The organism is Sphingomonas yabuuchiae (assembly GCF_014199595.1).
Taxonomy (GTDB): domain Bacteria; phylum Pseudomonadota; class Alphaproteobacteria; order Sphingomonadales; family Sphingomonadaceae; genus Sphingomonas; species Sphingomonas yabuuchiae.
The window spans coordinates 17,892-36,853 of the sequence record NZ_JACHNX010000009.1; the positions used below are offsets into that span (position 1 = coordinate 17,892).

Here is an 18,962-nt window from a genome sequence, read left to right on the forward strand (position 1 = left end):
CGCACCTAAGGTCCGCGTTCAGGAGAGATATTGGCGGGGCAGCGAAACGCGATGGACCTAAAGACCAATACGATCGCGGGATGGGTGCTGGGTGCGGCAGGCACGGCATTGGGCCTTTCGATCGTCGGCGGCATGATCTTCCACGAAGAGCGCCCCGAGAAAATGGGCTATGCGATCGAGGGCGTGGAGGCCGAAGGCGCGGACGGCGGTGCCGCCGAGGTGCCTATCGCCTCGTTGCTGCCCACCGCCGACGCGGCCAAGGGCGCCGAAGTCTTCAAGAAATGCGCCGCGTGCCACACCATCAACCAGGGTGGCGCGAACGGCATCGGCCCCAATCTCTATGCCACCATGGGCGAGGCGATCGCGCAAGGTAAGGCCGGATTCGCCTTCTCCGACGCGTTGAAGGCGGTCGGCGGCAAATGGGACTGGGACAAGATGAACGCGTGGCTGACGTCGCCGCGCAAGTTCGCGCCCGGCACCAAGATGACCTTTGCCGGACTTTCCAATCCGCAGGACCGCGCGAATGTGATCCTGTACCTCAACCAGCAGGGATCGAACCTGCCGCTCCCGGCGGCTCCGGCCGCCAACGCGGAACCGGCGGCGGGCGATGCCCCGGCCAATGGCGCGGACGCGGCGGTCAACAAGGTCGAGGAGGATCCGCGCGCCGACACCGGATCGATCGCCAATACCGGCACGCCCGCCAGTGGCGCGCCCTCGGTCGATCCGCAAGCCGCGGTGGAAGGTGCCAAGGCCCCCCGCTGATACCGAGGCGCGGGATCGGCTGACCCTCGACGTTCCGATCCTGCAGGCGCCGATGGCGGGGGTGTCGACTCCCGCCATGGCGGCGGCGGTGAATGCGGGCGGCGGTCTGGGTGGAATCGCGATCGGCGCTGGTGATGCCGATGCGGCCGCCCGGATGATCGCCGAAACGCGCCAGCGGACCGAGCGGCCGTTCAACGTCAACCTTTTCGTCCATGCCCCGCCCGTGCCCGATCCGGCGCGCGAGGCGGCCTGGTGCGAGGCGCTTCGTCCGGCCTTCGCCGCGTTCGACGCGGAGCCGCCCACCGCGCTGCGCACCATCTATCAGAGCTTCGCGCAGGACGATGCGATGCTGGCGCTGCTGGTCGAGACGAGACCGGCGGTGGTCAGCTTTCACTTCGGCCTGCCCGACGGTCCGCGCATCGCCGCGCTGAAACAGGCGGGATGCTTGTTGCTGGCGAGCGTGACCTCGCTGGCCGAGGCTCGGGCCGCCGAGCGTGCCGGGATCGATATGCTGGTCGCTCAAGGATATGAGGCGGGCGGGCATCGCGGGGTTTTCGATCCGGATGCGGCGGACGATCGGTTGGGGACGCTGGCGCTGACCCGATTGCTGGCGATGCGGACGCGGTTGCCCGTGATCGCGGCGGGTGGGGTGATGGACGGGGCGGGGGTGTCGGCTGTCCTGACGCTGGGGGCGGTGGCGGCGCAACTGGGGACGGCCTTCATCGCCTGTCCCGAGAGCGCGGCGGATGCGGCGTACCGCGCCGCCCTGATGGGCGAGGGGGCCGCGCACACGGTGATGACCCGCGCGATTTCGGGGCGTCCGGCGCGGTGCTTGCCCAATGATTTCACCGCGCTGGGGGAAAGTCTGACGGCGGCGGTGCCTGATTATCCGATCGCTTATGATGCGGGGAAGGCGCTGAACGCTGCCGCCAAGGCGCGGGGGGAGGGCGGTTACGGCGCCCAATGGGCGGGGCAGGGGGCCCCGCTGGCCCGTTCGATGCCAGCAGGGGAACTGGTTCGTACGATTGCCGGAGAGATGCGCGGGTAGGGGGGAGCGTGGGCTTCGACGTCGCTCAGCCTGAACGGAGGTTTTGCGCAATCCTCTAACCCCGTTCAGCCTGAGCGACGTCGAAGGCCAAGGGATGCGTTCACCACCACACTCCGCTAAACCCGTAACATGACCAGCAAACCTCCCATCGGTCGCGACACGCGGCTGTGCATGTCGCTGTCGGCGCGGCCCGGCAATTTCGGGTCGCGCTTTCACAACCGGCTCTATGAACTGACCGGGCTCGACTATGTCTACAAGTCGTTCAGCACGACCGATTTGGCCGGAGCGGTGGGCGGTATCCGGGCGCTCAACATTCGCGGCTGCGCCATTTCGATGCCATTCAAGGAAGCGGTGATCCTGTTGCTTGATGGGCTGGCCGGATCGGCGGCGGCGATCGACAGCGTGAACACCATCGTCAATGATGACGGGCGGCTGACCGGCTACAATACCGACTATGCCGCCGTGGTCGAGCTGATCGCCGATATCGACCCCGCCACGCCCTTCGTCCTGCGCGGTTCGGGCGGGATGGCGAAGGCGGTGGCGGCGGCCTTGCGCGATTCAGGGTTTGCGAACGGCACCATCGTCGCGCGCAACGAACCGCTGGGGCGCGAACTGGCGGGGCTTTACGGCTTTGGCTGGTCGTCGGAGCTGGACGAGGGTGCGCCGCTGCTGATCAACGTCACGCCGATCGGCATGACCGGAGGCAACGAGGACCAACTCGCCTTCCCGGAGGCGATGATCGCGCAGGCGGAGATCGCCTTCGACGTGGTGCAATATCCGCCCGAGACGCGCTTCCTGTCCACGGCGCGGGGGCTGGGCAAGCGGGTGATCACCGGCACCCAGGTCGCGACCATCCAGGCGCTTGAGCAGTTCGTGCTCTATACCGGCATCCGCCCGACGCCCGAGCAGGTGAAGGAGGCGGCGGATTACGCCTATCGCATGGGGTGAAGGCAGCATTCCTCCCCTGTAGGGGGGAGGTGGCAGGCCGCAGGCCTGACGGAGGGGTGTCGCCGCTGCTGATCGATCCACCGCGGGCGGCAACACCCCTCCACCAGCTTCGCTGGTCCCCCTCCCCTTACAGGGGAGGATTATGCGTTTGCCATCCCCATCAACACCGCCCATTCCGCTTCGCCCACCGGCGACACCGACAGCCGCGACTGACGCAGCATCGGCAAGGCGGCGAGCCTGGCCTCGGCCTTCATCGCGGCCAGCGTGACGGGGCGGGGCAGCGGACGGTCGGGGGCGATCTCGACCGAGACCCAGCGTCCGTCATCGCCATCGGCCCTGGCGGCGCGGGAGATCGTCGCGATGCCCACCGCCGCCTTGTCCTTGCCGCTGTGATAGAGAAGCGCCGAGTCCCCCGTCCGCATCGCCCGCAAATGCCCGGCGGCGGCGGCGTTGCGCACGCCGTCCCATTCGGTTCGCCCGTCGCGGACCAGATCGTCCCAGCCATAGCTTTCCGGCTCCGACTTCAGCAGCCAGTATGCCATCTCCGCTTTTCCTCCTGAACCGCGCCTAAACGCCACATTCCGTGTCCATTCAGCCCGATAGTGGCAGGGAAGGCAACACGGACGCCGCCTGCGCGTTTTGCGATCAGCGGACCGGGCGTATCAGTATCGGAGGTTCGGTATGAACGGAGTTTGGAAGAAACTGGGACTGGGCCTCGCCTTGGGCGCCACCGCACTGACGGCGGCGGCTCCGGCCGAGGCGCAGCGTTGGGGCCGTGGCTGGGGTGGCGGCTATGGCGGCTATTATCACCGCGATCGCGGCGATGCGGCCGCAGGCGCGCTGATCGGCGGCATCGTCGGTCTGGGCATCGGCGCGGCCATCGCGAGCAGCAACCAGCCGCGCTATGTCGATCGCGGCTATTATTACAACCGGGGCTATGATCCCTATTATGCGCCGCCGCCCCCGCCGCCGGTGTATCAATATGAGTATCGCAGCTATGCGCCGCGCTGCTGGACCGACTGGCGCTGGGACCCCTATTGGGGCCGCAATGTGCAGGTGCGGGTCTGTAATTAAGGCCCTTGGCGGCGTCGGGAGCGATCCCGGCGCCGTTTTTCTTGGAGCCCCTGCTTGGCAGCGCCCCCGAGTCGGCGTTAAGGCCACGAGCATGACCGATACCGTTCCCGATCGCCTGTCCACCAACCCGGACAGCCCCTATTTCGACCAGGACCTCCTCTCGCGTGGGGTCGGCATCCGCTTCAAGGGCAATGAGCGCCGCGACGTCGAGGAATATTGCATTTCCGAAGGCTGGATCCGCGTCGCGCTGGGCAAGAAGGTCGACCGCCATGGCCGCTCGCTGACCCTGAAGCTGAACGGCGAGGTCGAGGCGTGGATCGAGAATCCGGCCGATGGCGAGGATGCGCCTGAGGGTTCGGAAGAGGCGCAAGCCTAAGCAGCACGCGTTCCCCGGCGAAGGCCGGGGTCCAGTTGCGGGGTGCTTTCGAGAGGGGCGGGCCTGTTGCCGCCCACGCCCCGGATCGCGCGCCACCGGCTTGGTGGCAACTGGGCCCCGGCCTTCGCCGGGGAACAGGCCAGCGTTATAGGTTCTCGGCCCCAAACTCCCGTTGAGGCCGAGCGAAGTCGAAGCCCACGGGAAAACGCTACCGCATTTCGACTTCTCTCAGACAAAAGAGGCTTACGCCGCCTCCATCGCCTCACCCGCTTCCATCCAGCGCGTCTCGGCCTCGGCCAGCTTGTCGACCACCTCCGCGCGGCGCTTGTTCAACTCGCCCATCGACAGCTTGGCATGGCGCGGTTCGGCGGCGGCCGGGTCGTTCATCGCCTTGTCCAGCGCGTCGCGCTCGCGGGTCAGCTTGGCCATTTCGTCCTCGATGCCGCGCAGCGTCTTCTTCATCGCGTTGAAGCGTTCGCGCTGCTCGGCCGAGGCCTTTTTGTTCGCGGCGCGGTCCGCCTTGGACGCGGCGTCGCCCTGACCCGCATCGCCCTTCAGGACGAAGGCGATATAGTCGTCCAGCGACCCGTCGAATTCCTTCGCAGTCCCGTTATCGACCAGCACCAGCCGGTCCGCCGTCATCTCTAGCATGTGGCGATCATGGCTGACCAGCACGACGGTGCCCTTGTACATGTTGAGCGCCTGGACCAACGCCTCGCGCGCGTCGACGTCGAGGTGGTTGGTCGGCTCGTCGAGGATCAGCATGTGCGGCGCGTCGCGGGTGATCAGCGCCAATGCCAGACGCGCGCGTTCGCCGCCCGACAGCTTGCCGACCTTGGTCGTCGCCTTGTCGCCCGAAAAGCCGAACCGGCCCAGCTGTCCGCGCACCGCCGCCGGGGTCGCGCCGCGCATGATGCGCGTCATATGCTCCAGCGGCGTATCGTCGGTGTCGAGTTCCTCGACCTGATACTGGGTGAAATAGCCGACCCGCATCTTGCCCGACGAGTTCATATCGCCTTCCATCGGCGTCAATTGCGCGGCGAGCAGGCGGGCCAGCGTCGTCTTGCCGTTGCCGTTGCGGCCCAGAAGCGCGATCCGGTCGTCCGGGTCGATGCGCAGGTTCAGCCGCTTCAGGATCGGCGTCTCGGCATAGCCCACGCTCGCCAGATCCAAGGTGATCAGCGGCGGGCGCAGCTGGTCGGGATCGGGGAAGTCGAAGGACAGCGACGGATCGTTCGCCATCTCGGCGATCGGCTGCATCTTGGACAGCATCTTCGCGCGGCTCTGCGCCTGCTTGGCGGTCGAGGCGCGGGCCGAGTTGCGGGCGATATAGTCCTGGAGCTTGGCGCGCTGCGCCTCCTGATTCGCCTTGGCGGCGGCGAGCTGCGCCATCCGCTCGGCGCGCTGGCGCTCGAACGAATCATAGCCGCCCGGATAAAGCGTTACCTTGCCGCCCTGAAGGTGCAGGATGTGGTCGACGACATTGTTCAGGAAGTCGCGCTCATGGCTGACCAGCAGGATCGTCGCGCGATAGGATTTGAGGAAATCCTCCAGCCACATCACCGCTTCGAGGTCGAGGTGGTTCGACGGTTCGTCGAGCAGCAGCACGTCGGGCGCCGAGAACAGCAGCGCGGCGAGCGCGACGCGCATCTTCCAGCCGCCCGAATAGCTGGACAGCGGGCGTCCCTGCATCGCCTCGTCGAAGCCCAGACCCTGAAGGATGCTGGAGGCACGCGCGGGCGCGGTATAGGCGTCGATCGCGATCAGCCGTTCGTAGATGTCGCCCAGCTTTTCCGGATCGCTCTCGGTCTCGCTGCGCTCCATCAATTCGGCGCGCTCGACATCGGCGGCGAGCACCGTCTCGAACGGGGTGGCGGTGCCGTCGGGCGCTTCCTGCGCGATATAGCCGAGCTTGGCGCCCTTGGGCATTTCGCAGGCGCCGTCATCGGCCTCCAGCTGGCCCGCGATCACGCGGACGAGCGTGGACTTGCCAGCGCCGTTACGACCGATCAGGCCGACGCGGCTGCCGGGGGGGAGTGCGGCGGATGCACCGTCGAGGATCGTGCGGCCGCCCAGGCGCACGGTGATGCTGTTCAGATTGAGCATGGCGCGCGCCTAGCAAATTTCGGCGCGGATGGGGAGAGGCTGGATTTTCCTCCCCTGCAAGGGGAGGGGACCATCCGAAGGATGGTGGAGGGGACGTTCCACACCGGGCGTCCCTAGCGGAAGCCCCCCTCCGTCAGCGCATTCGCGCTGCCACCTCCCCGTGCCGGGGAGGATTTGGCTTCAGCGTGCCGCGATCGCGGTCGCGCCTGCGGGCGGCCAGTTCTGGACACCGCACTTCTTGACGACCCATTCCGCCTTCTTGTTCCAGCACAGCGCATCCAGGCGCGGCATGGTGGCGGCAATATGCTGCTCGCGGCCGATATAGCGCGGGAAACGCTGTTCGCCGTACGGAACCAGGCTGTTGCGCAGCTCGCGCATCCGGTCGACCGCCAGTTCGCCCAGATGGCCGCGCGGGGTGAATACCGCCTGGTGCAGGATCGACGCCGCCGTGGTGCAGAAACCCAGCTGCCCCGATACGGACGAGAAGCTGGCATAGGTGCGCGTGCCATATTGGTCGAGCGCGTCCTGCCCGGCCTTCACGGTCTTGTTCTGCCGCTTGAAATAGGCGCCCAGCGTGTCGAACGCGCCCTTCAGCTCGACTTCGTGATCCTTCAGCGTCGCGTTATAGTTGGAGACGGTCGTCAGCATCGGTTCGAACTGGCATTGCAGCGCGGCGACGTTGAGCGCGGCGCGCATGTTCCACAGCAGCCCGGCGCGCAATTCCGCCGGGGTCGCACCGGGCAACGGCTGGCCGATGCCGGGTTCGTCGCCCTGGACGGGCTTTCCCTGGAAATTATAGGGCTGCAGGAAGAATTGTGCCGATGCGGGTGCGGCAGCACCCATCCCCCAAAACGCCACGCCAGCAACCAGCGCGGTACGCACCACTTTCATTGTGTTCCGATCCTTCCCCCGTAGGGCCTTCGAGCGTCCCGAAACATAACGCTTTCCGGCTTTTTTCCCAAACGGAATTACGCTCGTACGGCAATCGTTGATGCCGGGCCGGTCGTTACGGAAACTTAGCGAAATCCGGGATTTGCTCCGCCGGTTACGTCACTGCCGACGCTGGCGGAGGGCTCATGAAAAAGGGGCCGCCCGGTCGCCCGGACGGCCCCTTTCGTTGGGATGACCCCAACGATGATTACATCGCGTTGGTCGCGTTGGTCATCATCGTGTCGTTGGCCATCATCATGTCGTTCGACATGGTGGTGTCGTTGGCCATCATGCCACCGTTCATGGTGCCGTCGACGGCGGTCATGTTGTCGGTGGCGGTGTCCATGCCTTCCGAAGCGTTCATTTCGGTGGTCATGTTCGCGTCGGTGGTGTTCTCGGTCTTCGAGCCGCAAGCCGAAACCGCGAGCGCCGCGCCGGCGATGATCGAGCCCGTCAGGACCTTGGAGATGATTGCACGCATTGGAAGCTCCCTTGATATTATGGATTTGGAACGGCTTGCTGGCCCTATTACCCAAATCGGGGTGGACATTAATCGGATACCGTCTGGTCCTCAAGCCTCGTTTTATCGGACCGCACCGAGATCGTTGAGGAAAGCCGGAAAGCTGAACGCAAGCGCCTCGTCAAAGGTTTCCAGCGACTTGACGCCGTTTAACGCAAAAAGACTGGTCACCGGGAATTCCGGAAGGCCACAGGGCACGATCCCGCCGAAATGCGAAAGATCGGGTGCGACATTGATGGCAAAGCCGTGCAGCGTCACCCAGCGACGCACGCGGACGCCGATCGCGCCGACCTTGGCCTCCGAGCCGCCGTCGCGGGTCCAGATGCCGACCCGCCCCTCGGCGCGGAAGGCGTTGACCCCCAGCCGCCCCAGCGCGGCGATCAACCAATCCTCCAGCGTATGGACGAAATGCCGCACGTCGCGCCCGCGCTTGTTCAGATCCAGGACCAGATAGCCGGTCCGCTGTCCGGGGCCGTGATAAGTATATTTGCCGCCACGCCCGGTCTGGAACACCGGGAAACGGGGATCGACCAGTTCGACCGGATCGGCGCTGGTCCCGGCGGTATAGACGGGCGGATGTTCGAGCAGCCAGACGAGCTCGCGCGCCTCGCCCGCCACGACGGCGGCGGCACGCGCCTCCATCTCGGCGAGCGACTGGTCATAGGGGGTCAGGCCCGGACTGATCCGCCATTCGATATCGGGCATGTCGGGGATATGGGTCACGATCCCCCGTCCTTGCGCCTGGCTCGCCGCCGATGCAAGCGGCGTAGGTCAGCGCGGCGCGATGGCTTTGCATCCGCCAATCGTTTAGGCAGACGCGAACAGGCGGACGGGGTGGGCCGCCAAGGGAGGTAGCATGACCGTCAGGATCGGAACGGTGTGGGACAGCACGCAACAGGTGCTGGCGGGCAGGGCCGGGATGATGGCTCCATTCGCCCTGATCGGCTTCGTCCTGCCCGGCCTGTTGCAGATCCTGCTGCTGCCGTCCTCGCCCGGCCAGTCGTCCATGGGACCGACGGGTCTGGGGCTGATGATCCTGTCCATGCTTCTGGGCATCTGGGCGCAGCTGGCGATCATGGCGCTGGCGACCCATCCGGCCACGACCAGCGGCGATGCATCGCGGGCGGGCCTTCGCCGGATGTGGCCGGTGCTGGGCGTCGCGCTGGTGGTCGGTTTCGCCTTTGCGCTGGTCCTACTGGTGATGATCGTCGTGCTGGGACTGTCCCATTTCGACTTCGCCGCCGCGATGGCCGCCAATGGCGATCCGTCCAAATTCCCGCCGATGAGCGGCGGCGCGGCGCTGTTCCTGGTTCTTTACGGTCTGACCGTCATGGTGGCGTCGCTGTGGATCGTCGCGCGGTTGATGCTGATCTATGCCGTGGTACTGAACGAGCGGCGCGGGCTGGGGGCGATCCGTCGCTCCATCGCGTTGACGCGGGGGATGACCTGGCGGCTGATCGGTGTGTCCCTGCTGTTCGGAATCGTCCTGCTGGTCGCGATGCTGGCGGTGCAGGGCGTCACCGGCGCGGCCCTCCGTCTGGCGCTGGGCGCGGATCGGGCGCTGACGGCTGTCCGGCTGGCGGCGCTGCTGGGATCGGTGGTCAACGCCGGCTTCATGACGCTGGCCTATGTCTTCGTCGCGCGGCTGTACGTCGCGACGGCGGGTGAGCAGGCGCATCGTGAAGAGGTCGGTTCGCCCTCCCTGTGATGAAACGAGCCTTTTGATGAAGCTGGATGTCGTCGCCACCCTGCGGGATGCCTGGGCCCTGTTCCGCCGCGATCGCGCGCTGCTGATCCGGCTGTCCGCGCCCTTTCTGTTCTGGCCTGCCTTTGCGCTGGGGCTGCTGGTGCCCGCGCCCCCGCTGCCCGAGACCGAGGGCGGAGAGGCGACCGCGCGGGCCATGGCCTGGGTCGATTCGGTCGGGACCTGGGCAGGCCATTATGGCGGCTGGTATTTCGCCAGCTATGCGGTCGGCATGATCGGGACGGCGGCGATCCTGGCGCTGACGCTCGGCGGGCCGGTCACGGTCGGCGAGGCGCTGGGCCGCGCGCTCAGGATGGCGCCGCGCTTTCTGTTGGCGATGATCCTGGTCGCGCTGCCGGTGGGGGCGGGGATGCTACTCTACATCTTGCCGGGGCTGTATGTGGCCGGGCGGTTGCTGCTGGTCGGCCCGGTCCTGTTCGCCGAGCGGCGGATGCCTGCCATGGCGGCGCTGGCCCGTTCGGTGTCGCTGACGCGCGGTGCGGGCCTGTCGCTGGCGGCGCTGGCGTCCTGCACCTATCTGGGCGGCATGATCGCGGCCCAGCCCTTCCTCGCGCTGATCGACGTGGTGCAGGGCGACGGCGCGGGCAATCCGGTCGCGGTCGCCTTGCTCCAGGCCGGATCGGCGGCGGTGGCGATGGCGGCAGGGCTCGGCCAGGCGCTGGTGTCGGTCGCGGCCTATCGCCGACTGGTCAATCGCGCGGGCTGAGCCGGGGGATTTGCGGTGCGGCGTCCTCGGGCAGGACGCCCAGCGTCCGTGGGTCGATAAACGTCTCGATTGCGCGCGACACGGCCACGAAGCCCTGCCTGCGATAGAAATTGAGCGCGGACGGGTGGTCGAGCGTGCAGGTATGCACCCACACCCGCTCGACCTTCGCGGTCCAGGCACGCATCAGCGCCTGAGCCATCAGCCAACGGCCATGGCCTTGCCCCGCCAGTTCGGGGATCAGCCCGAAATAGCCGATCTCGCACGCCCCCGCGACGCGATGGTCGAGTTCGAGCAGCCCGACCTCGATCCCCGCCCGGTCGACGACGGCGAAGACCGAGACGGCGGGGTCGTGAATGATCGCGGTCAGCGTCGCATCGTCCATCACCAGCCGCGAGAACCACAGCCAGGGCGCGCCGACGCGCGCGAACAGCGTGCGATACTTGGCCGGATCGGGCCTGGCCCAGGCGACCAGTTGCAGCGGCGAGCCGGGCATGGGGCGCGGCCTTGGCCGTTCGTGCATCTCCAGCGTGGTGACGATGGTGGCGATCTCGGCGGGGTCGACGGGGATCAGCGCCACGGGCTTACTCCCACGTCGCCAGCGGCGGGAGGCTCATCAGGATCGCATCGATATTGCCGCCGGTCTTCAACCCGAACAACGTGCCCCGGTCATAGACCAGGTTGAACTCGGCATAGCGCCCGCGCCACGCCAGCATCTGCGCGCGGTCGGCCTCGGTCGAGGGCAGGCCCATGCGCCGCCGGACGATGCGCGGGAAGACGTCCAGAAACGCCTCGCCGACATCGCGGGTGAAGGCGAAATGACCGTCGAAATCGCCCTCCAGATGGTCGTAGAAGATGCCGCCCACGCCGCGATGCACCTGGCGATGCGGGATGTAGAAATAGTCGTCGGCCCAGGCCTTGAACCGGGGGTAATGCTCCGGGTCATGCGTGTCGCACGCCGCCTTCAGCCGGGCGTGGAAGTCGGCGGTGTCTTCCGCGACGGGCAGCGGCGGATTGAGGTCCGCGCCGCCGCCGAACCAGCGCTTGGTCGTGGTCAGGAACCGCGTGTTCATATGGACCGCTGGCACATGCGGGTTGGCCATATGCGCGACCAGGCTGATCCCCGTCGCCACGAAACGCGGATCGTCGCCAGCGCCGTGGATGGTCTTGGCGAATGGCCCCTCGAAGGTGCCGCCGACCGTGGAGACGTTGACGCCGACCTTTTCGAAGACCCGGCCCTTCATCACCCCGCGCATGCCGCCACCGCCGGGCTCGCCGCTGGGATCGGCACGGTCCCAGGCGGTGTATTGGAAGGCGGCGTCCGATCCCGCCTCACGCTCGATCGCCTCGAACTCGGCGCAGATCCGGTCCCGCAGGGACTCGAACCAGAGGCGGGCGGCGTCCTGCTCGGCGTCGAGCGCGATGTCGGGAGTACGGCTGTTCATCGCGCGGCGTTCTGGGCGGGGGCGGGGGCCAGGGTCAACCGGGCATTTGGTCCCAACCGGTCTGGCGCCGCGCCTCGGCCAGCAGAATCCCGCCGGTGACCGCGACGTTGAGCGAGCGGACGCGGCTGCGCATCGGCACGCGCACCCGGATATCGGCGGCGTCGTGCACCGCCTCCGGAACGCCAGCCCCCTCCGAACCGAGCAGGATCACATCGTCGGGATGGAACACCATCTCGGGCAGCGGGATCGCACCCAGCGTCGTCGCCAGCACGATCCGCCCGCGCGTCGCGGCGCGGAACGCATCCCAGTCGGCATGGCGCATAACCTCGGCCATGGCGGCATAATCCATCGCCGATCGGGCAAGCGCCCGGTCGGAATAGGGAAAGCCCATCGGCTCGATCAGGTCGACCGCGACGCCGAAACAGGTCGCGGTGCGGATCAGCGTGCCGACATTGCCCGCGATATCGGGCTCATGCAGCGCCAGGCGCATCAGTGGCCGGGGAAGGACAGCAGCGCATCGACCGCGATGTCCTCCTTGCGCAGGGCATCGGCCCCGCCGAGATCGGGCAGGTCGACCAGGAACTGCGCCTGCTCGACCATACCGCCCGCCTTGCGGATCAGCCGGACGGCGGCGCGCGCGGTGCCGCCGGTGGCGATCAGGTCGTCGACCAGCAGCACGCGAGCGCCGGGGACCAGCGCATCCTCATGGATGGCGATGCGGTCTTGACCGTATTCCAGCGCATAATCCTCCGCGATGGTCGCACCGGGCAGCTTGCCGTCCTTGCGGATCAGCAGCACGCCCGCCTTCAGCGGCACCGCAAGCGCGGCGGCGAAGATGAAGCCGCGCGCCTCGATCCCGGCGACCAGATCGACGGTCCCGCGTGTCGCGGCGGCCATCCGCTCGACCGTCTGCGCGAAACCCTTGGGGTCTAGCAGCAAGGTGGTGATGTCGCGGAACTGGATGCCGGGCTTGGGGAAATCCGGGATGGTGCGGATCAGGGATTTCAGGTCGTCATGGGCGCTCATGAGGGCGTCATGGGCCTGTGGGGCGCGGGGGTAAAGGGGGATGCCCGAACTCCACCACTTCCGTCAGCCCGAGCGAAGTCGAAGGCCAAAGGGAAGCCCGTTGCCAGGCGAGGTGGAGAGGGCAGGGCGTGGGCTTCGACTTCGCTCAGCCCGAACGGGGGTTGAGATTGCCGGGGGGCAGGACGGAAAGGCCCAATAAAACGGGCGGTTCCCTCGTCGGAAACCGCCCCAGTTCTCTCACATCGGGCTTTCCCGATCTCAGTGTTTCACGTCGCGCCAGACATTCTGATACGCGCCCCAGGCGAGGAAGCAGAAGATCAGGATGAAGACGAACGCCCCGATTCCGGCCGCGTGACGCGATTCCAGCTTGGGCTCGGCGGTCCAGGTCAGGAAGGCGGCAACGTCCTTGGCCATCTGGTCGCGGCTGGCCAGCGTGCCATCGGCATATTGGACCTGCCCGTCCTGCGTCAGCGGCGGCGGCATCGCAATGTTCAGGTTTGCGAAATAGGGGTTGTAGTGCAGCCCGGTCGGCGTCTTGGCGTCGGGGAACTTGCGCAGCAGCTCTGCGGGCTGCGGGCGATAGGCGTCGGGGCCGATCAGCGAGTAGATATAGTTGCCGCCGTCATGCCGCGCCTTGGCCATCAGCGACAGATCGGGCGGCAGCGCGTTGTTGTTCGCCGCGCGCGCCGCCACCTCGTTGGCGAAGGGCGAGGGGAAACGGTCGGCGGGGACGTTCTTGCGCGTCGTCGCCTCGCCCGTCTCCGGATTGATGCTCGGCTGTTCGATCACCCACTGGTTGGCGATCGCCTTCAGCTCGGGGTCGTTATAGCCCAGGTCCTTTAGGTCGCGGAACGCCACCAGCCGCAGCGAGTGGCAGGCCGCGCAGACCTCCTTATAGACCTGAAACCCGCGCTGGAGCTGGCGGCGGTCGAAGCGGCCGAAAATGCCGTCCGACGCCAGATGCGCGGGCTTGGGGTGAAGGTGGAACTCCTCCTCGGCGGTGGGGGCTGGCGGCTCGGAGATGAGCCCCGAGACGCTGCCCCACAGCGCGATGGCGAGGACGAAGGTGAAGGCCGCCCCGACCAGGAATGCGATGCCACGAACCATGTTCAGCTATCCTCTTTCGGTTCGGGTCAGGCCAGGGCCGACTTGGTGGGTGCGGTCCCGCCATGCTTGGACAACACGGCTTCGGTGATCGAATGGGGCAGCGGCGCGGGGCGCTCCGTCCGGGCGATCCAGGGCAGGATCACCAGGAAGTGGAGGAAATAATAGGCCGCCGTGATCTGGCTGAGGATGATGAAGAAGGGCGTCGCGGGCGAACCGCCGCACCAGCCGAGCAGCAGCACGTCGACCACCAGCACCCAGAAGGCGACCCGCGCCTTGGGCCGGAAATTGTTCGACCGCACCGGCGAACTGTCCAGCCAGGGGAGGAAGAACAGCAGCAGGATCGACCCGAACATCGCTAGCACACCCCACAGCTTGGCGGGCAGGATGAAGTCGGCGGTGAAGGCGCGCAGGATCGCGTAGAAGGGCCAGAAATACCATTCGGGCACGATATGCGCCGGCGTCGAGAGCGGATTGGCCGGGATATAATTGTCCGGATGGCCCAGATAATTGGGGAAGAAGAACAGCAGCCCCGCGAAGACCAGCAGGAAGACGCCCAGCCCGACCGCATCCTTGGCGGTGTAATAGGGGTGGAAGGGCACGGTATCCTGCTCGCCCTTCACGTCCACACCGGTCGGGTTGTTCGAGCCGGGAATGTGCAGCGCCCAGATGTGCAGGATGATGACGCCCGCAATCACGAAGGGCAGCAGATAGTGGAGCGAGAAGAAGCGGTTCAGCGCGGCATTGTCCGGCGCGAACCCGCCGAGCAGCCAGATGCGGATGGTATCGCCGACCACCGGGATCGCCGAGAAGAAGCCGGTGATGACCTGCGCGCCCCAGAAGCTCATCTGCCCCCAGGGGAGCACATAGCCCATGAACGCGGTCGCCATCATCAGGAGGAAGATGACCACGCCGAGCAGCCACACCATCTCGCGCGGGGCCTTGTAGGACCCGTAATAGAGGCCGCGGAAGATATGGGTGTAGACGACGATGAAGAACATCGACGCGCCGTTGGCGTGGGCATAGCGCAGGAACCAGCCCGAATTCACGTCGCGCATGATGCTTTCGACCGAGTCGAAGGCGACGCCCGCATTGGCGGCATAGTGCATCGCCAGCACGACGCCGGTGATGATCTGGATGGCGAGCGCGGCACCGGCCAGCACGCCGAAATTCCAGAAGTAATTCAGGTTGCGCGGCACCGGATAGCCCGCGCCCACGGCGTTGTAGACGAGGCGCGGCAGCGGCAGCTTCTCGTCCAGCCAGCGCATGACCGGCTGCTTCGGCTGATAATGTTTGGCCCAGGGAAAGCTCATCTCTCGGGTCTCCCTTATGCGGCCACGCCGACCGTGACGGTCGTGTCGGTGTCGAATTTATACTCGGGAACCAGCAGGTTCAGCGGCGCCGGGCCCTTTCGGATACGCGCGGCGGTGTCATAGGCAGAGCCGTGGCAGGGGCAGAAATAGCCGCCATAAGGCCCCTTGTTCTCGCCCTCGCCAGCACCCAGCGGCACGCAGCCCAGATGGGTGCAGACGCCCAGCGTGATCAGCCAGTTCGTCTTGCCCGGCTTGGTCCGCTCCGCCAGCGTCTGCGGATCGCGCAGTTCGGACAGCGGCACGGCGTTGGCCTCGGCGATTTCCTTGGGCGTCAGGTTGCGGACGAACAGCGGCTGCTTGCGGAAGCTGGCCTTGATCGCCTGTCCGGGGGCGATCTTGGACAGGTCGATCTCGGTGGTGGACTGGGCGAGAACGTCGGCCGACGGGTTCATCTGGTTGATGAGCGGCAGGACGATCGCCAGTGCGCCCACGCCCGCAAAGGATACGGCGGCGACATTGATGAAGTCGCGGCGACGGGGATCATGGACCTCTTCGTGGAATGGCTCCGGCGCCTCGCCGGGGGGTACGGTGTTCTCCGTCATCGCCATTCGTCCTGTCCCTCCACCTTCGCTCGCGTTCGACACGATACGCTTTCGACGGTCGTGCCGGATTGCCCCCGGTCATGCGCCGCCTGTCCCAAGCCCGTCCTTGATGAACGGTGCGTCAGGTTAGCCTTGCTTGACCGGCTTTGCCAATCCCCTTTGGCCAGATGGCGCCCGACCGTTCAGTAGCCGTGCAGGCGGCAGGGCGCAGGAACCACCTTTCGCGCTGCGGGGTTGACCGCTGATCGCCACGGATGACGGACCCCTGCCGCACCCGCTCAGCCTGGATCAGGGGCATGGAGAGGATGATGACCCTGAAAAAGATGGGCTGGGCCACGGCCCTTGCGGCCGGTCTGCTGGCGCTTGGCGGGTGCGCCGATGGCTATGGCTATGGCTATAGCGGTGTGTCGGTGGGCGCGGGTTATGGTGGCGGATACGCGCCGGGCTATTATGGCGGCGGCTATGGCGGTTACGGTTACGCCCCGTCCTATTTCGGCTGGTATGACGACTTCTATTATCCGGGCACCGGCGTCTATGTTTACGACCGGTATCGCCGTCCGTTCCGCTGGAATGACGGCCAGCGCGCCTATTGGGAAGGGCGCCGCGATGCGTGGCGCGGCGGGGCGATCCGGGATCAGTGGCGCGGCTGGGGCCGGGGCGGCTGGCGTGGACCGGTGCCCGGAGTGGCTCCTGCGCCCGGCGGCTGGCGCGGCAATCCCGGCCGGTGGCGCGGCGGCGAGGGCGTTCGCCCGACTCCGTCCGCGCCGCGTCCCGGCGGCTGGCGTGGCGGCCGACCGGGAGGACGCGGCGGGCGCGGTCAGCGTTAACCGGCCTGCGGGCGGGCCCCGCGTTAACCGGCCTGCGGGCGGGCCCCGCGTTAACCGGCCTGCGGGCGGGCCCCGCGTTAACCGGCCTGCGGGCGGGCCCCGCGTTAACCGGCTTGCGGGCGGGTGCGAATCATGACGGTGGGGCGCATCGTCATGACCGGGACATCGTGCTGATTGAGCACGGTCCAGCGGCTGATGACGAAGCCCATCTCCGGGCGACTGGCGGACGCCCGCACCTCCAGCACCTCCGCTTCGCAATGGAGCGTGTCGCCGGGAAAGACGGGCCTTGTCCAGCGCAGCTCGTCGACACCGGGCGAGCCGATGCTCTGGAAGCCGGTGTCGCGGAAATGCTCGACGATCATCGCCATCGCCATCGACGCGGTGTGCCAGCCGCTGGCCGACAGCCGCCCGAAATGGGTGGCGGCGGCGGCTTCGTCGGACAGGTGAAAAGGCTGGGGATCGTAGCGCTGGGCAAAGGCGATGACCTCGTCCCGCTCCACCTTGTACGCGCCGAACCGCGATACGTCGCCGACCGCGACATCCTCCAGCCAGATCATCCTCTCGTCTCCTTAACGTCGCAACGCGCGGCGGAACGGCGCGTCGTTGCCGTCCAGCCCCTGGCCCGGCGGCAGGCCGATCAGGTCGCGCAACAAGGGTGCAACGTCGACATTGGCGAATGGTGCCAGCCGCACCCCCGACCGGAAGGCCGGGCCATTGGCGATGAACAGCGCGGCCATGGTCGGATCTTCATGGTCATAGCCGTGCATCCCCCCGACAAAGGGTTTGTCCGGCGCCTTCGGCTCGATCATCCATCCGGCATCGGCGAGACAAAAATAGGGTGCGATGCGGGGATTGCGTCCATAATGGAAACGCGCCGGAATCTCGCTCTTGCGCCAGCAGGTCATGTGGCCGCGCCGACCCAGCAGGCGCGCCTCCAGCGCGGCTTCGCGTCCCGGCTTGGCGGTGATCGAGGCGAAGGGGCCGTCGTCGCTGAGATCGTAATCGGCCGGGTTCAGCAACTGGTCGAGCGCGATCACCCGGTCGCTCGACGTCGCGGCCATGCCGTGATCGGCCACGACCAGCAGGTTGGCGGGCTGGTGCAATTCGGCAAGGCCCGCCACCAGCTGTCCGATCGCCACATCGGCCTTGGCGATGGCGGCGTTCACGCCCGGAGCGTCGGGGCCAACTTCATGCCCGGCAATATCCACCTCGTCGATATAGAGGGTGAGGAAGCGGGGACGCGTGGCGGCCGGACGACGCAGCCAGTCGATGAGCGCATCGACCCGCTGACGGTCGGACACGGCCGAGTTGTACGCCTGCCAGTCATGCGGGCGGAGGCCGCCCGTAACGGTGTGATGGATGTCGTCGTGCAGAACGCCGCCCCAGCCGACGGTGGAACCTGGCCAGAACATGGTGGCGGTGGGGATGCCCGCCTTTTCCGCCGTGACCCAGATCGGCTCGGCGGCGTCCCACCAATAGGGCTGCTCCGACGACATGGTGAAGCGTTCGCCCGGATGCGTCGGATCGGTGAAGCTGTTGGAGACGATGCCGTGGCGATCGGGAACCAGCCCCGTCACCAGCGTCCAATGGTTGGGAAAGGTCTTGGACGGAAAGGACGGCCGCATCGGTGCGCTCACGCCACCCGCCGCCAGCCGCGACAGATTGGGGGTGATACCCCGTTGCAGATAATCGGCACGGAACCCGTCGATCGATACCAGGATCGTGACCGGTGCGCGTTCGTCCTGCATCGGGGCAGCGGGCGCAGCACCCGTCATGGCGGCGGGTGCAGCGTTCGTCACCGGGGGCAGGGCGGGCGGGTTGTAGGGATAGGCGCAACCGCCCAGCAGGGCGAGCGCAAGGGCGGCGAGGGGGAGTCGGATCACGGGAGGGACAGTCCTTTCGGATCAGCCCGATAGCGCCGCAATATGACACTGGCGAGTGGAAGCTGCCGCCCTGTGCAGGGTCAGTCGACCGGGAAGAACTGGCGGATGGTCGGGTCGGCATTGCGGAGCAACAGGCGGAGCCGTTCGGCAGCTTCTGCGGGTTGGTCGCCGGGCAGTCCGGCCATCGCCCATTCGCCGAATTCGAGGCCGTCGGTCATCCGGTCGTCGAGAATACGGATGTCCGCGTGACGGGGATCGCGCATGATGCGGGACAGCGTTTCACGCACGCTGTCCGCAGGCCCTTCGAGCAGTTGGCGATATTCGCCGTCGCCGATCCATAACAGGCCGGAGATGCCGTCCATGCCGTTGTTGCGGCGCGAGGCGGACAGAATGGCCTGGTGGTCGGCGCGTTCGTCATCGCCGACGGCACGGCTGGTGTAGATGACACGGCGAAACGCGCTAACATGGATCATATTTCGTGCGTAGCGGGCCGAACCGCTTCTGCAAAGCGGCAATAAGCAGGTCAGGGC

Annotated in this window: 23 protein-coding genes; 8 read left to right on the plus strand and 15 right to left on the minus strand. The window is 66.9% G+C overall.

Annotated elements, in window-relative coordinates:
- The first annotated feature begins 51 nt into the window (after positions 1 to 51).
- From GGQ89_RS11980 to GGQ89_RS11990, 3 genes are all read left to right on the plus strand, one after another.
- On the plus strand, positions 52 to 762 hold the full coding sequence (locus GGQ89_RS11980; protein ID WP_184106055.1) for a c-type cytochrome: 711 nt from the start codon (positions 52 to 54) through the stop codon (positions 760 to 762).
- Positions 743 to 1,810 carry an NAD(P)H-dependent flavin oxidoreductase gene (locus GGQ89_RS11985; protein WP_338112427.1) on the plus strand — a complete coding sequence of 356 codons (1,068 nt, stop codon included), beginning with the start codon at positions 743 to 745 and terminating at the stop codon, positions 1,808 to 1,810. The genes GGQ89_RS11980 and GGQ89_RS11985 overlap by 20 nt, the downstream gene beginning before the upstream one ends.
- 129 nt (positions 1,811 to 1,939) lie before the next feature.
- Positions 1,940 to 2,758 (plus strand): shikimate 5-dehydrogenase, encoded by an 819-nt coding sequence (locus tag GGQ89_RS11990; protein WP_184105957.1) that lies wholly within the window; start codon positions 1,940 to 1,942, stop codon positions 2,756 to 2,758.
- 140 nt (positions 2,759 to 2,898) lie between these two features.
- On the opposite strand, the gene GGQ89_RS11995 is transcribed toward GGQ89_RS11990, so the two are convergent.
- Positions 2,899 to 3,300: an EVE domain-containing protein gene (locus GGQ89_RS11995; protein WP_184105958.1), complete on the minus strand. Its 402-nt coding sequence runs from the start codon at positions 3,298 to 3,300 to the stop codon at positions 2,899 to 2,901.
- Between the two features lie 139 nt (positions 3,301 to 3,439).
- On the opposite strand from GGQ89_RS11995, the gene GGQ89_RS12000 reads away from it, so the two are divergent.
- Both GGQ89_RS12000 and GGQ89_RS12005 read left to right on the plus strand, forming a co-directional pair.
- Entirely contained in the window at positions 3,440 to 3,832 is a 393-nt protein-coding gene (locus tag GGQ89_RS12000; RefSeq protein WP_056431605.1) for a hypothetical protein, read from the plus strand.
- Between the two features lie 91 nt (positions 3,833 to 3,923).
- Positions 3,924 to 4,208 (plus strand): DUF3297 family protein, encoded by a 285-nt coding sequence (locus GGQ89_RS12005; protein WP_184105959.1) that lies wholly within the window; start codon positions 3,924 to 3,926, stop codon positions 4,206 to 4,208.
- Between the two features lie 243 nt (positions 4,209 to 4,451).
- Here the strand turns inward: GGQ89_RS12005 and GGQ89_RS12010 are convergent, their stop codons facing one another.
- From GGQ89_RS12010 to lipB, 4 genes are all read right to left on the minus strand, one after another.
- Positions 4,452 to 6,314: an ABC-F family ATP-binding cassette domain-containing protein gene (locus GGQ89_RS12010; protein WP_076717309.1), complete on the minus strand. Its 1,863-nt coding sequence runs from the start codon at positions 6,312 to 6,314 to the stop codon at positions 4,452 to 4,454.
- Positions 6,315 to 6,494: 180 nt separating this feature from the next.
- Positions 6,495 to 7,205 carry a hypothetical protein gene (locus GGQ89_RS12015; RefSeq protein WP_056431616.1) on the minus strand — a complete coding sequence of 237 codons (711 nt, stop codon included), beginning with the start codon at positions 7,203 to 7,205 and terminating at the stop codon, positions 6,495 to 6,497.
- Between the two features lie 247 nt (positions 7,206 to 7,452).
- The gene (locus GGQ89_RS12020; protein ID WP_042484220.1) at positions 7,453 to 7,725 is read right to left on the minus strand and encodes a peptidylprolyl isomerase PrsA family protein; all 273 of its coding nucleotides are present in this window, start codon (positions 7,723 to 7,725) and stop codon (positions 7,453 to 7,455) included.
- A gap of 102 nt (positions 7,726 to 7,827) precedes the next feature.
- A complete protein-coding gene (gene lipB, locus GGQ89_RS12025; RefSeq protein ID WP_221238945.1) occupies positions 7,828 to 8,469 on the minus strand; it encodes a lipoyl(octanoyl) transferase LipB in 642 nt (213 codons plus the stop codon).
- A 151-nt stretch (positions 8,470 to 8,620) separates the two neighbouring features.
- Here lipB and GGQ89_RS12030 point away from each other — a divergent pair, with 151 nt between their 5' ends.
- Entirely contained in the window at positions 8,621 to 9,472 is an 852-nt protein-coding gene (locus tag GGQ89_RS12030; protein WP_156361026.1) for a DUF7847 domain-containing protein, read from the plus strand.
- 16 nt (positions 9,473 to 9,488) lie between these two features.
- Positions 9,489 to 10,235, plus strand: coding sequence for a hypothetical protein (locus GGQ89_RS12035; protein ID WP_184105961.1), 747 nt, complete (start codon positions 9,489 to 9,491; stop codon positions 10,233 to 10,235).
- Here GGQ89_RS12035 and GGQ89_RS12040 read toward each other — a convergent pair.
- From GGQ89_RS12040 to petA, 7 genes are all read right to left on the minus strand, one after another.
- Complete coding sequence (locus GGQ89_RS12040) at positions 10,219 to 10,812, minus strand: GNAT family N-acetyltransferase (protein WP_056431629.1); 594 nt, start codon at positions 10,810 to 10,812, stop codon at positions 10,219 to 10,221. The genes GGQ89_RS12035 and GGQ89_RS12040 overlap by 17 nt on opposite strands.
- Before the next feature lie 4 nt (positions 10,813 to 10,816).
- Positions 10,817 to 11,677, minus strand: a complete 861-nt coding sequence (hemF, locus tag GGQ89_RS12045; RefSeq protein ID WP_184105962.1) for an oxygen-dependent coproporphyrinogen oxidase — start codon at positions 11,675 to 11,677, stop codon at positions 10,817 to 10,819.
- 34 nt (positions 11,678 to 11,711) lie between these two features.
- Complete coding sequence (locus tag GGQ89_RS12050) at positions 11,712 to 12,167, minus strand: tRNA (cytidine(34)-2'-O)-methyltransferase (RefSeq protein WP_184105963.1); 456 nt, start codon at positions 12,165 to 12,167, stop codon at positions 11,712 to 11,714.
- The gene (locus GGQ89_RS12055; protein WP_184105964.1) at positions 12,167 to 12,703 is read right to left on the minus strand and encodes an adenine phosphoribosyltransferase; all 537 of its coding nucleotides are present in this window, start codon (positions 12,701 to 12,703) and stop codon (positions 12,167 to 12,169) included. The genes GGQ89_RS12050 and GGQ89_RS12055 overlap by 1 nt, the downstream gene beginning before the upstream one ends.
- A gap of 258 nt (positions 12,704 to 12,961) precedes the next feature.
- Positions 12,962 to 13,810 (minus strand): cytochrome c1, encoded by an 849-nt coding sequence (locus tag GGQ89_RS12060; RefSeq protein WP_184105965.1) that lies wholly within the window; start codon positions 13,808 to 13,810, stop codon positions 12,962 to 12,964.
- 26 nt (positions 13,811 to 13,836) lie between these two features.
- Positions 13,837 to 15,120, minus strand: coding sequence for a cytochrome b (locus GGQ89_RS12065; protein WP_184105966.1), 1,284 nt, complete (start codon positions 15,118 to 15,120; stop codon positions 13,837 to 13,839).
- A gap of 14 nt (positions 15,121 to 15,134) precedes the next feature.
- On the minus strand, positions 15,135 to 15,728 hold the full coding sequence (petA, locus tag GGQ89_RS12070; RefSeq protein ID WP_056431648.1) for a ubiquinol-cytochrome c reductase iron-sulfur subunit: 594 nt from the start codon (positions 15,726 to 15,728) through the stop codon (positions 15,135 to 15,137).
- 302 nt (positions 15,729 to 16,030) lie between these two features.
- Here petA and GGQ89_RS12075 point away from each other — a divergent pair, with 302 nt between their 5' ends.
- A complete protein-coding gene (locus tag GGQ89_RS12075) occupies positions 16,031 to 16,549 on the plus strand; it encodes a hypothetical protein (RefSeq protein WP_184105967.1) in 519 nt (172 codons plus the stop codon).
- 104 nt (positions 16,550 to 16,653) lie between these two features.
- Here the strand turns inward: GGQ89_RS12075 and GGQ89_RS12080 are convergent, their stop codons facing one another.
- From GGQ89_RS12080 to GGQ89_RS12090, 3 genes are all read right to left on the minus strand, one after another.
- Positions 16,654 to 17,106, minus strand: a complete 453-nt coding sequence (locus GGQ89_RS12080) for a MaoC family dehydratase (RefSeq protein ID WP_184105968.1) — start codon at positions 17,104 to 17,106, stop codon at positions 16,654 to 16,656.
- Positions 17,107 to 17,118: 12 nt separating this feature from the next.
- A complete protein-coding gene (locus GGQ89_RS12085; RefSeq protein ID WP_338112425.1) occupies positions 17,119 to 18,432 on the minus strand; it encodes an alkaline phosphatase family protein in 1,314 nt (437 codons plus the stop codon).
- 80 nt (positions 18,433 to 18,512) lie between these two features.
- Positions 18,513 to 18,905: a BLUF domain-containing protein gene (locus GGQ89_RS12090; RefSeq protein WP_056431661.1), complete on the minus strand. Its 393-nt coding sequence runs from the start codon at positions 18,903 to 18,905 to the stop codon at positions 18,513 to 18,515.
- Positions 18,906 to 18,962: the final 57 nt, after the last annotated feature.